10 protein-coding genes are annotated in these 12,278 nt (G+C 71.6%); 2 read left to right on the top strand and 8 right to left on the bottom strand.

The window, feature by feature from the left end; genetic code table 11:
- Positions 1-94 precede the first annotated feature (94 nt).
- From CI089_RS15590 to CI089_RS15555, 8 genes are all read right to left on the bottom strand, one after another.
- Positions 95-1,483: a glycosyltransferase gene (locus CI089_RS15590; RefSeq protein ID WP_143739019.1), complete on the bottom strand. Its 1,389-nt coding sequence runs from the start codon at positions 1,481-1,483 to the stop codon at positions 95-97.
- A 79-nt stretch (positions 1,484-1,562) separates the two neighbouring features.
- The gene (locus CI089_RS15585) at positions 1,563-2,255 is read right to left on the bottom strand and encodes an SDR family oxidoreductase (RefSeq protein WP_094262330.1); all 693 of its coding nucleotides are present in this window, start codon (positions 2,253-2,255) and stop codon (positions 1,563-1,565) included.
- A 119-nt stretch (positions 2,256-2,374) separates the two neighbouring features.
- Positions 2,375-3,178, bottom strand: a complete 804-nt coding sequence (locus tag CI089_RS15580) for an HpcH/HpaI aldolase family protein (protein ID WP_094262329.1) — start codon at positions 3,176-3,178, stop codon at positions 2,375-2,377.
- Complete coding sequence (locus tag CI089_RS15575) at positions 3,163-3,948, bottom strand: 2-keto-4-pentenoate hydratase (protein ID WP_094262328.1); 786 nt, start codon at positions 3,946-3,948, stop codon at positions 3,163-3,165. Before CI089_RS15575 ends, CI089_RS15580 begins: the two co-directional genes overlap by 16 nt.
- Positions 3,949-3,975: 27 nt before the next feature.
- Positions 3,976-5,136, bottom strand: a complete 1,161-nt coding sequence (hpaD, locus tag CI089_RS15570; protein WP_094262327.1) for a 3,4-dihydroxyphenylacetate 2,3-dioxygenase — start codon at positions 5,134-5,136, stop codon at positions 3,976-3,978.
- 54 nt (positions 5,137-5,190) lie between these two features.
- Positions 5,191-6,702: a 5-carboxymethyl-2-hydroxymuconate semialdehyde dehydrogenase gene (gene hpaE / locus CI089_RS15565; RefSeq protein WP_094262326.1), complete on the bottom strand. Its 1,512-nt coding sequence runs from the start codon at positions 6,700-6,702 to the stop codon at positions 5,191-5,193.
- 29 nt (positions 6,703-6,731) lie between these two features.
- Positions 6,732-7,430, bottom strand: a complete 699-nt coding sequence (locus CI089_RS15560; protein WP_094262325.1) for a GntR family transcriptional regulator — start codon at positions 7,428-7,430, stop codon at positions 6,732-6,734.
- Positions 7,427-8,887 (bottom strand): fumarylacetoacetate hydrolase family protein, encoded by a 1,461-nt coding sequence (locus CI089_RS15555; RefSeq protein ID WP_094262324.1) that lies wholly within the window; start codon positions 8,885-8,887, stop codon positions 7,427-7,429. Before CI089_RS15555 ends, CI089_RS15560 begins: the two co-directional genes overlap by 4 nt.
- A gap of 76 nt (positions 8,888-8,963) precedes the next feature.
- Here CI089_RS15555 and CI089_RS15550 point away from each other — a divergent pair, with 76 nt between their 5' ends.
- Positions 8,964-10,364 (top strand): MFS transporter, encoded by a 1,401-nt coding sequence (locus CI089_RS15550; RefSeq protein ID WP_094262323.1) that lies wholly within the window; start codon positions 8,964-8,966, stop codon positions 10,362-10,364.
- A 22-nt stretch (positions 10,365-10,386) separates the two neighbouring features.
- A complete protein-coding gene (locus tag CI089_RS15545) occupies positions 10,387-12,276 on the top strand; it encodes an FAD-dependent monooxygenase (RefSeq protein ID WP_094262322.1) in 1,890 nt (629 codons plus the stop codon).
- Positions 12,277-12,278: the final 2 nt, after the last annotated feature.

Raw genomic sequence — 12,278 nt, 5'->3', positions numbered from 1 at the left:
CCTCGCCTCCCTCGTGCCACGACAGGGTGCATCACCCGTTCGCCGTTGCGAGTGGCCCTTGACGAGCTGATGGAGCGCGAGCTAACGGCGGGGGTCAACCGTGCTTCGGTCGCAGGCGGCGTCGCAGGCCCCCGGCCAGGCGGCGCACCGTGGCCGACAACCGGCGCTGCCCGCCGCGGATGCGCCGCCGGCGCCGCGCCGTCCGCAGGACGCTCGCCCAGCGGTGTCGGATACGGGCGTCGCTGTACGAGGATGCGGTCGTCCGCGCGTTCCGTCGCATCGCGGCTCGCCGGGCGGGATCGAGCCCCGCCGCGGCGCGCACCGCGCCGGCGAGCGCCTCGACGTCGCCGTCGGGGACGAGCCAGCCGTTCTCGCCGTCGCGGATGAGCTCGGCCGGTCCGTAGGCGATGTCGTACGCGATGGGGAGGCAGCCCGCGGCCATCGCTTCGAGCAGGACGAGACCGAACGCCTCGGATCTACTGGTGAGCAGAAGGAGGCTCGCGGCGGCCATGGCCGTGGCCGGGTCGTCGGTGTGGCCGTGGAAGCGGATCGCGTCATCGTCCGCGGACAGGGCGGCGAGCTCGTCGGCACGCGATCCCGTGCCGAAGACGTCGAGCCGGACCTCGGGGCTGTCGGAGTCGTGGACGAGGCGCATCGCGGCGACGGCATCCTCCACGCGCTTGATGGGCTCGAGGCGGGCGATGACGACGGCTCCGGCGCGCTCGGACTCCGGCGGCAGAGCGGACTCGTCGACGGCGGAGACCGGGTGGGCGATGCTCGTGAGGAACGGGCGGGGGCCCACGATGTCGCGGACGTCGGCGGCCTGAGCCTCGGTCGCGAAGGCGACCGCGTCGAAGTCGGCGAGCCGGGAGAACACCGCCTGGCGCGACGCCCGCACCGAGCCGGGCGTGGGGCCGCGGTGAGAGCCGTGTACGACATGGACGGTGGTCACGCGACGACGGCGGTAGCCTGCCGCGAACGGGGCGACGGTCTTGCTGTCGACGATCAGGAACGCCTCGTCGTCGCCCACGAGGTGGTCGAGCCAGTCGGCGTAGAAGTCGTAGCGCCGGCGCCAGGCCCGGATCGGCCGGCCGCCGGCGTCGCGCGCCAGAAGGATGCGGCCGCGCGTGCCCACGCGCCGCTCCGACAGGGCGATCGTGCCGTCGGGCCGGAGGTGGTCGACGTCGACCGGCTTGCCGTTCGCGCCCAGCCGGAGCCGCCGGAGGACCACGCCGCCGGCCGCGTCGGAGATGACGCCGTCGTCCTCGGGGTCGAGCGGCGCCGGGGCGTCGGGCGGCCCCGAGCGGGCCGCGACCTCGTTCGAGCGCGGCCAGTCGTAGAGGTTGCGGATGGTCACCGAGGTGCCGGCGCCGACTCCGGGGATCGGCGGCAGCGGGAAGGCGCGGTCGTCGAGGGTGAGGACGTCGACCGGTGTTCCGGCCTCGGCGAAGAGGCGGCTGCGGTCGAGCAGGGCGGTCGTCATGCCCCCGTAGGGAACGGCGATGCCCCAGGTCAGTGCGAGGTGTCGCCCGGGAGGGAGGTCGGAGCCGGCCACGTCGTCGTCACCGCGGGCCGGGGCGCACGGACACGTCGGGGACGAGGGCGTCGCGCGGAAGGTCGAGCGCCGCGAGCACCGTCGACGCCACCGACTCGGGGTCGATGAACGCGGCGGGGTCGTAGTCGCGGCCCTCCTGGCGGTGGACCTCCGCCTGCATCGGCGTGGCGGTCCGGCCCGGGTAGACCGTCGTCACGCGGACGCCGTTTGGCCCTTCCTCGCCTCGGAGGGCGTCGGCGAGGGCCTTGAGCCCGTGCTTCGAGGCCGCGTAGGCGCTCCAGGACGGGTGCGCGGTGAGGCCCGCGCCGGAGTTGACGAAGAGGATCTGGCCGCGCGCAGCCCGCACGGCGGGCAGGGCGAGCCGGGTGAGCTCAGCGGCGGCGATGAGGTTGACCGTGAGCTGATCGCTCCACGCGGTGACGGGCAGGTCGGCGACGGGCCCCAGTTCGACGACTCCCGCGCCGTGGACGACGGTGTCGATCGCCTCCGGCAGGCGATCAGCGAGCGCGCCGGCGAGGTCGGCGGGCTCGCGCAGGTCCGCAGCGACGCCGACGGCGTTCGGGAAGAGGTCCGCGAGCTCGGTCGCGCGGGCGTCGTTGCGGCCGAGGAGCACGAGCCGGTCGCCGCGGTCGGCGAGCCGGCGCGCGATCGCGAGGCCGATGCCCGAGCCCGCGCCCGTGATGAGATGCGTCTGCGTCATGCTCCCATCGTCCCACCCGCGCCTGTGCCCCGATACATCCGTCGGACAGGTGGGGCTGGAATCAACTCGCACCGTGTGAGAAGTCTCACCAGCCTCGGCGGTCCGACGGGTGTATCGCGTCAGTATCCGGCGCGGGTCGTGCGGTCGGCCTCGGGCACCCACGCCGTCGCGAGCGCTTCCGACCCGCGCGCCAGCAGCGCGACGTCGGCTCCGACGAGCAGGAAGTCCGCGCCGGCGTCGGCGTAGTCGCGGGCGAGCGCGGGGTCGAAGGCGTTCACGCCCACCGGTGTGCCCGCGGATCGGGCGTCGGAGAAGACGCGACGGACGGCGGCGACGACATCCGGGTGCGTCTGCTGTCCGAGCAGCCCCATCGAGGCGGCGAGATCGCTCGGGCCGACGAAGACGCCGTCGATCCCGTCGACGGCAGCGATGCCCGCGGCGGCGTCGACCCCCGCGGCGGTCTCGATCTGCACGACGAGCGACACGTGCTGCTCGGCATCGGCCAGGTAGTCGTCGACGCGGTTCCAGCGGGCCGAACGGGCGAGGGCGGAACCGACGCCCCGGATGCCGCGCGGCGGATAGTGCACCGCGCGCACGACCGCCTCGGCCTCGGCGACCGACGACACCATCGGCACGAGCAGGTTCTGCGCGCCGAGGTCGAGCACCTGCTTGATGACGACCGGATCGGCGGTCGGAATCCGCACCATCGTCGTGACCGGTGTCGCCGCGGCAGCCTGCAGCTGGGCGAGCACAGACTCCAGGCCGTTGGGGGAGTGCTCCATATCGATGAGCAGCCAGTCGAGTCCCGCACCGGCGCAGATCTCGGCGACCAGCGGCGACCCGGAGCACACCCACATGCCCGCGAGGGGGCGGTCCGCGTGAGCGAGGGCGTCGCGGAAGGTCGGTGTCAGACGAAACGGCATGCGATCACTCCCATCGGGCCATAGTCGCAGCGGACCTCGTCGCCGCGCGACACCCACATCGGCCGCGTGAACGACCCGGCGAGGATCAGCTCGCCCGCCTCCAGGCGCGCGCCGTGCTGCGACACCTTGTTGGCGAGCCAGGCCACCCCCGCGGCGGGGTGTCCGAGAACACCCGCGGCGACCCCGGTCTCCTCGATCTCGCCGTTGCGCGAAAGGAGCGCCGGCACCCACCGCAGGTCGATCTCGTCGGCGCGTCGCCGCTCGGTGCCGAGCACCATCGCGCCGTAGGCGGCGTTGTCGGCGATCGTGTCGACGATCGTGCGCCCCTCGAGCTCGATGTGCGAGTTGAGGATCTCGAGGGCCGGGACGGCATAGTCGATCGCGTCGAGCGCGTCGTCGAGCGTGCAGCCCGGCCCGGCGAGGGGGCGGGCGAGCGCGAAGGCGAGCTCGACCTCGACGCGCACGTTCGAGAACCGCTCGGTGGCGATCTCGGCGCCGGAGCCGTAGACCGTGTCGTCGAACATGACGCCGTAGTCGGGCTCGGTGATCCCGGTCGCCTGCTGCATCGCTTTCGAGGTCAGGCCGATCTTGCGTCCCACGAGCCGGCGGCCCGAGGCGATCATCCGGTCGCGCCACACGCCCTGGATGGCGTACGAGTCCTCGACGGTGGCGCCGGGGTACCGCGCCGTGATGCGCGGGATGACGCCGTGCGTGCGATCGGCCTCGGCCAGTTCGTCCGCGATGGCGGCGATGTCGTCGGGGGAGAGCATGAGCGTCCTCTCAGAGCTGGTTGCAGATCAGAGCTGGTTGCCGAGCTTGTACTCGCCCTGCTTGTACTCGGGCAGCCCATCGTCGCCCGGCCGGGTGTACGAGAACCCGTCGGCGCCGATCGTGACGGCCATCTCGGAGTCGTCGGTGCGGGCGCGCAGCGGCTGGGGCTTCCCGTCGAGGTCGAGGACGAGGGAGGCCTCGGTGTACCAGGAGGGCACGACGGGGTTGCCCCACCAGTCCCGGCGCTGGTTGTCGTGCACGTCCCACGTGATGACGGGATTGTCGGGGTCGCCGGTGTAGTAGTCCTGCGTGTAGATCTCGACGCGGTGTCCGTCGGGATCGCGCAGGTAGAGGTAGAACGCGTTCGAGACGCCGTGGCGCCCCGGCCCCCGCTCGATCGCGTCGGAGCGGCGCAGCGCGCCGAGCTTGTCGCAGATCGCGAGGATGTTGTGCTTCTCGTGCGTCGCGAAGGCCACGTGGTGCATGCGGGGGCCGTCGCCGCCGGTCATCGCGGTGTCGTGGACGGTCGGCTTCCGCCGCATCCACGCCGCGTACACCGTGCCTGCGTCGTCCTGGATGTCCTCGGTCACCCGGAACCCGAGCGACTGCATGAACTGCACGGCGCGCGGGACGTCCGGGGTCACCTGGTTGAAGTGATCGAGACGCACGAGCTCGCCGGGCGTGTGCAGGTCGTACCGCCACGAGAGGCGCTCGACGTGCTCGGTCTGGAAGAAGAACTCGTACGGGAAGCCGAGGGGATCCTCGACGCGGACCGAGTCGCCGATGCCGCGCACGAATCCCTCCGGGCGCCGCTCGACCCGGCATCCGAGCTCGGTGTAGAACGCGACGGCGCGGTCGAGGTCGTCGGCCGACCGGACGCGGTACGAGAACACCGCGACGGCGGCGACCGGCCCCTGGCGCAGGATCAGGTTGTGGTGGATGAACTCCTCGGTCGAGCGGAGGTAGATCGCCTCGTCGTCCTCCTCGGTGACGTAGAGCCCGAGCACGTCGACGTAGAACTCGCGCGAGGCGGCGAGGTCGGTGACGACCAGCTCCATGTACGCGCAGCGGAGGATGTCGGGAGCCGGAGCCGTCGGCGTCGGGATCGGGTCGGCGCAGGTGATCGGCGCCTCCTGGCTGACGAAGTAGCCCGAGGAGGTCCGGGTCATCTGGTCGCGGTGGGTCATGACAGCGTCCTTGCTCTCGATGTCGGGGTGGGTGCGGCGGTTGCGGGCTGCGGTTCAGCTCTTGCCGAAGGTCGGGTTGTGGACCGCGCCGAGGGTGATGTGCACCGCCTGCTGGTGCGTGTAGAAGTCGATCGACCGGTAGCCGCCCTCGTGGCCGAGACCGGACGCCTTGACGCCGCCGAACGGGGTGCGGAGGTCGCGCACGTTGTTGGAGTTGAGCCACACCATTCCCGCCTCCACGGCCTGCGAGAAGTTGTGCGCCCGCTTCAGGTCGTTGGTCCAGACGTAGGCGGCGAGCCCGTACTTCGTGTCGTTGGCGAGGTCCAGGGCCTCGGCATCCGTGTCGAACGGGGTGATGGCGACGACCGGGCCGAAGATCTCCTCCTGGAAGATCCGCGCGGTCGGGGCGACGTCGGCGAACACGGTCGGTGCGACGAAGGTGCCGGTCTCGAACCCCTCCGGCCGTCCGCCGCCGGCGACGAGCCGGCCCTCGCTCTTTCCGAGCTCGACGTACGACATCACCTTCTCGAAGTGCTCGGGGTGCACGAGCGCGCCGACCTCGGTGGCCGGGTCGTGGGGGTAGCCGACGCGCACCCGCTCGGCCTGCGCGGCGTAGCGCTCGACGAACTCGTCGTACACCGAGCGCTCGACCAGGATGCGGCTGCCCGCCGTGCAGCGCTCGCCGTTGAGCGAGAACACCCCGAAGATCGTGGCGTCGATCGCGGCGTCCAGATCCGCGTCGGCGAAGACGATCGCCGGGCTCTTCCCTCCCAGCTCCATAGACAGCCCCTTGAGGTGCGGTGCGGCGTTGGCGAAGATCAGCTGACCCGTCGAGCTCTCGCCCGTGAACGAGATGAGCGGCACGTCGGGGTGCTTCACGAGCGCGTCGCCCGCGTCCTCGCCGAGGCCGTTGACGAGGTTGAACACCCCCGGCGGCAGTCCCGCCTCCTCGAAGATGCCCGCCCACAGCGACGCGGACAGGGGCGTGAACTCGGCGGGCTTCAGCACGACCGTGTTGCCGGTGGCGAGTGCCGGGGCGAGCTTCCACGACTCGAGCATGAACGGGGTGTTCCACGGCGTGATGAGCCCCGCGACGCCGATGGGCTTGCGGTTGACGTAGTTGATCTGACGGCCGGGCACCTTGTACGTGTCGTCGGCCTGGGCGACGATCAGGTCGGCGAAGAACCGGAAGTTCTCGGCCGCGCGCCGGGCCTGCCCGAGCGCCTGCGTGATGGGGAGTCCGGAGTCGAACGACTCGAGCTCGGCGAGGCGGGCGTCGCGAGACTCGACCAGGTCGGCGATGCGGTGCAGCACGCGCGAGCGTTCGCGCGGGAGCATCCGCGGCCACGGCCCCTCGGTGAAGGCGCGGCGGGCTGCCGCGACGGCCGCATCGACGTCGGCCTTCTTGCCGGCGGCCGCCTGCAGGTACACGCGTCCGGTGACGGGATCGAGCACGTCGAAGGTCGCGCCGTCGACCGAGTCGACGAGCGACCCGTCGATGTAGTGACGAATGGCACCGGGCAGGTCCGCGGGCGTGTGGGGGGCGGTGAGCGTCGTGTCGGTCATCTCGTGCGTCCTTGCAGCAGGGGGGGCGGTCAGAAGTTGGGCAGGCCGAGCGCCTGATCGGGGTGCTCGTGGGTCATGTAGGCGTCGAGGGTGGCCGAGCGGTGTCGCCGCGCGGCGTGCTCGATCTCGGTGAGGGGCGCCCCTCGTTCGATCAGCGCGAGGATGTGCTCGTGCTCCCGCACCGACTCCTGCGCGCGACCCGGGACGAAGCTGAAGGTCGAGTCGCGCAGGTGACCGAGCCGTGCCCATTCGGCCTGCACGAGCTCGAGCATCCGGGGGTTCGCGCATCGTTCGAACAGCGCGGCATGGAACTCCTGGTTCAGGCGGGTGAACGAGCGCGGATCGAAGTGGTCGAGCGACTCCGTCATCAGCTCGTTGATCTCGCGCGCCCGTCGGATGTCGTCGACGTCGAGAGCACGCGCGGCGAGTGCGGTCGCGGCGCCCTCGAGGATCGACAGTGCCTGCATGCTGAAGCGGTACTGCGAGTCGTCGACCATCGCCACGCGGGCGCCGATGTTGCGCTCGAACGTCACGAGGCCCTCGGCCTCGAGCTGGCGGATCGCCTCGCGCACCGGCACGACGCTCATGTCGAGCTCGCCCGCGATCGTGCCGAGCACGAGCCGGTAGCCCGGGGTGAACTCCTGCTCGGCGATGCGCTCGCGGATCCAGTGATACGCGCGCTGCGACTTGCTCTGCGTCTCGGGCAGGGGAGGCGTCGGCGATGTCATGCGCCGCGCTCGCCTTCGTACCGGGCGCGCCAGGCCGCGTTCATCGGGAACAGTCCGTCGACCGAGGCGCCCTCCGCGACGCGCGCGGCGATCCAGGCGTCCTCGTCCTCCTGGGCGAGGGCCGCATCGACGACCTCGGCGACGAGAGACGGCGGGATGACGATGACCCCGTCGGCGTCGCCCACGATGACGTCTCCGGGCTGGACGGTCGCGCCGCCGCAGGCGATGGTTCCGCCCGCCTCCCACGGCACGTGCTTGCGCCCGAGGACGGCCGGATGCGCGCCCGCGGTGTAGACGGGGAGCCCGATCTCGGCGACGGCGGCGTAGTCGCGCACGCCGCCGTCGGTGACGACGCCGGCCGCTCCCCGGGTACGGGCGCGCAGGGCCAGGATGTCGCCGAGGGTGCCCGAGCCCGTCTCGCCGCGCGCCTCGATGACGATGACCTCGCCGGGCGAGACCGCGTCGAACGCCTGCTTCTGCGCGTTGAAGCCGCCCCCGTGCCGGGCGAAGAGGTCGGCGCGGAATGGGACGAATCGCAGCGTGGCGGCGGTTCCGACGAGCTTGCTGGCGGGGTGCATCGGCCGCACGCCGTCGATCGTCACGTCGTCGAGCCCGCGCTTGCGCAGTTGCTGCGACAGTGCCGCGACGGGTACGCGCTCGAGCTTGGCCCGGAGATCGTCGGTGAGGCCGGATGCCGGCTCGTCCGGCAGCCCGGCAGCTTCCCGCGATCCCCACGCCTCCTCGCGCTGGATGTCGTCGACCGCGGGAAGCGAGCCGAGCGCGGGATCGAACGCGGCGCCCGCGTCGGCGACGACGGTCGTCACGAGTCGTCCCGACGTGGCGCCGGTGTCGAGCGCGTCGACCTCGACCTCGACGACGTCGCCGGGGACGATGACCGACGATCCGGCCGGCGTGCCGGTCAGGATGACGTCGCCGGTCTCGAGGGTCAGGTGCTGCGAGAGGTCGGCGACGATCTGCGCCAGCGGGAACAGCAGGCCGCCGGTGGTGTCGTCCTGCACGAGGTCGCCGTTGACCCAGGTGCGGACGCGGAGCCGGTGCGGGTCGACGGTCCGGGCGTCGATGAGTTCGGGGCCGAGGGGAGTGAAGCCGTCACGGCTCTTCGACCGGAGGTTCGATCCCTTGTCGGCGGCGCGCAGGTCGTAGACGCCGAGGTCGTTGGCCGCGGTGACGGCGGCGACGTGGTCCCAGGCCTCGGCGAGGCCGACCCGGTGCGCGTCGCGCCCGATGACGAGCGCGATCTCGCCCTCGAACGCCAGCAGCTCGGTGCCCGCCGGGCGTTCGACCGTGTCGCCGGTCCCGGCGATCGAGCTCGACGCCTTCAGGAAGTACGAGGGGGCGGCGGGCGTGCGCCCGCGCTGCGCGGCCCGGGATGCATAGCTCAGGTGAACCGCGATGATCTTGCCCGGTCGACCGGAGCTTCCTCGCTCTTGTCTCATATTCGAAATCGTATATGATCATCGCCAGCAGAACAACGTCTGCAGACAACGTCGTCGACACCTCGGGAGCACGAAGATGAGCACCCCCACATCCACCCCCGGTCCGGCCGCACGCAGCGGCTTCACCCCGACCGGGACCATCGCCACCGCCGCCGACCGCCGCCGCGTGGTCTTCGCCACCGTCGTCGGGACGACGGTCGAGTGGTACGACTTCTTCATCTACGCCACGGCGGTCGGGCTGGTCTTCGGCCAGCTCTTCTTCGCTCCGCTCGGCGCCAACAGCGCGTTGATCGGTTTCGCCACCGTCGGGGTGAGCTTCCTCTTCCGGCCCCTCGGCGCCTTCCTCGCCGGCCATCTCGGCGACCGGCTGGGACGCAAGCTCGTGCTGATGTGGACGCTCATCCTCATGGGCGTCGCGACGGCATTGATCGGCCTCCTGCCGACCTACGAGACGATCGGCCTCGCCGCGCCGGTCATCCTCGTGCTGCTGCGCATCGTCCAGGGAATCTCGGCCGGCGGCGAATGGGGCGGTGCCGTGCTCATGGCCGTCGAGCACGCCCCGAAGACGCGCCGTGGCGCGTTCGGCGCGTCGCCGCAGATCGGCGTGCCGCTCGGTCTCCTCCTCGCGTCCGGCGTGATGGCGCTCATGGCCATGATCGCTCCCGGCGAGGCGTTCCTGGCCTGGGGCTGGCGGGTCCCGTTCCTCCTGAGCGTCGTGCTCATCCTCGTCGGCTGGTACGTGCGTCGCCGCGTCGAGGAGAGCCCCGTGTTCACCGAGCTCGCCGAGCGGCGCGAGAAGGCCCACATGCCGATCGTGCAGCTCTTCCGCAAGCACGCCGCTCTCGTGATCATCGCCGCGTTCGTCTTCGCGGGGAACAACGCCGTCGGCTACATGACCACCGGCGGCTACATCCAGAACTACGCCACCAACCCCGACGGACCGCTCGGGTTCGACCGCGAACCGGTCCTCTGGGCTGTCGCCGGCTCGGCGGTCACCTGGCTCGTCACGACGCTCATCGCCGGGTTCCTCTCCGACCGCATCGGGCGTCGCACGACCTACATCGCCGGCTGGATCCTCCAGCTCGCGGGCGTGTTCGCTCTCTTCCCGCTCGTGAACACCGGAAGCATCGGCCTCCTCTTCGCCGGGCTGGCGATCCTGACGATCGGCCTGGGCCTGACGTACGGCCCGCAGGCCGCGCTGTACGCCGAGCTCTTCCCGGCATCCATCCGGTTCTCGGGCGTCTCGATCTCGTACGCCATCGGCGCCATCCTCGGCGGCGCGTTCGCGCCGACGATCGCCACCGCGCTCGTGCAGGCGACGGGATCGACCATGTCGGTGACCTGGTATCTGGCCGGGATGACGGTGCTCGGGCTCGCCGCGACGCTGCTGCTGCGCGACCGCAGCGGCATCCCGCTCGACCCCGACCACGAGGCCGAGCAGTCGGTGAGTCCGATCGTCGGCACCGGCCGGCGCTGAACGCAGCCGCGAGGAGGGCACGATGCAGTTCCATCATCACGGCTACGTCTCGGGAGATCCGCGGGTGCAGCCGGCAGCCGGTCGCGGGCTGCACCGCCCCGCCGAGCTGCCCGACCAGACCGACGTCCTCATCGTCGGCTCGGGACCGGCGGGGATGCTGCTGGCGGCGCAGCTGTCGCAGTTCCCCGATGTCGACGTGAGGTTGATCGAGCGTCGCGAGGGGCGACTCGAGCTGGGGCAGGCCGACGGCATCCAGCCGCGGAGCGTCGAGACCTTCCAGGCGTTCGGGTTCGCCGAGCGGATCATCGCCGAGGCCTACAACATCGGCTGGATGAACTTCTGGGCGCCCGACCCCGACGATCCGGCGCGCATCGTGCGCACCATGCGCACGGAGGACTACGCGCTGCGGATGAGCGAGTTCCCGCACCTGATCGTCAACCAGGCGCGCGTGCTCGACTACTTCGCCGAGGCCGCGGCGCAGGGACCGGGGCGCGTCGTGCCCGACTACGGCGTCGAGTTCCTCGGACTGACCGTCGGCGACGAGGGCGAGTTCCCCGTCGAGGTGCGGGTGCGCCATGTCGCCGGAGCCCGGGCGGGGGAGGAGCGCACGATCCGCGCGAAGTACGTCGCGGGGTGCGACGGCGCGCGCAGCCGCGTGCGCGACGCGATCGGCCGGGTCCACGTCGGCGCGGTCTCGGCGCACGCCTGGGGTGTCATGGACGTGCTGGTGAACACCGACTTCCCCGACTGGCGCATCAAGTGCGCGATCAACTCCGCGGCGGGCAACATCCTGCACATCCCGCGCGAGGGCGGCTACCTCAGCCGCATGTACATCGACCTCGGCGAGGTCGCCCCCGACGACGATCACCGCGTGCGGCAGACCCCGATCGACGAGATCATCCGGCGCGCCAACGCGATCCTGCACCCCTACTCGATCGACGTGAAGGAAGTCGCCTGGCACAGCGTCTACGAGGTCGGGCACCGCGTCACCGACGGCTTCGACGACGTCCCGGCGGGTGCCCCGCGTGCGCCGCGCGTGTTCCTCACCGGCGACGCCTGCCACACCCACAGCGCGAAGGCCGGGCAGGGGATGAACGTCTCGATGCAGGACGGCTTCAACCTCGGGTGGAAGCTCGGCCACGTCCTGACGGGTCTGGCGGCGCCCTCGCTGCTGTCGACGTACGGGGCGGAACGACGCCCCGTCGCGCAGCAGCTGATCGACTTCGACCGGGAGTGGTCGGCCCTCATGGCGCGCAAGCCCGAGGAGATCACCGACCCGCAGGATCTCGCGACCCACTACCTCGCGACGGCGGAGTTCCCCTCCGGCTTCCGCACCCGGTACGACCCGTCGGAGATCGTCGCGGACGACACGCACCAGGACCTCGCTTCGGGCTTCCCGATCGGCATGCGATTCGCGTCGGTCGAGGTCGCGCGCGTCGCCGACGGCAACGCCGTGCACCTCGGTCACCATGCCCGCGCCGACGGGCGGTGGCGCATCTACGCGTTCGCCGACGCCCCGTTGCCGGGCGCGCCGTCCGCTCTCGGCGACCTCGCGCGGTGGCTCGCGTCGCGCGCGTCGCCGGTGTCCGTGCACACCCCCGCGGGCGCCGACGTCGACGCGGTGTTCGACGTCAAGGTCGTGTACCAGCAGCGGTATGACGAGATCGAGCTGCCGCTCGTGCCCGAGATCTTCCGCCCCCGTACCGGGCCGCTCGGTCTGGCGGACTGGGAGAAGGTGTACGCCGCGGCACCGAGCGCGTGGCACGATTCCGACATCTTCGAGGAGCGCGGGCTCTCGCGCGACGGGGTCGTCGTGGTCGTCCGCCCCGACCAGTACGTCGCGGCTGTGCTGCCGCTGACGGCGACGGACGAGCTCGCCGCCTTCTTCGCGGGAGCCCTCCTGCCGCGCTAGGA

Source organism: Microbacterium sp. Yaish 1 (assembly GCF_002245215.1).
In the GTDB taxonomy this organism is placed as follows: domain Bacteria; phylum Actinomycetota; class Actinomycetes; order Actinomycetales; family Microbacteriaceae; genus Microbacterium.
Note: the sequence above shows the minus strand (reverse complement) of the source record. Positions and strands in the feature narration are given on the sequence as shown.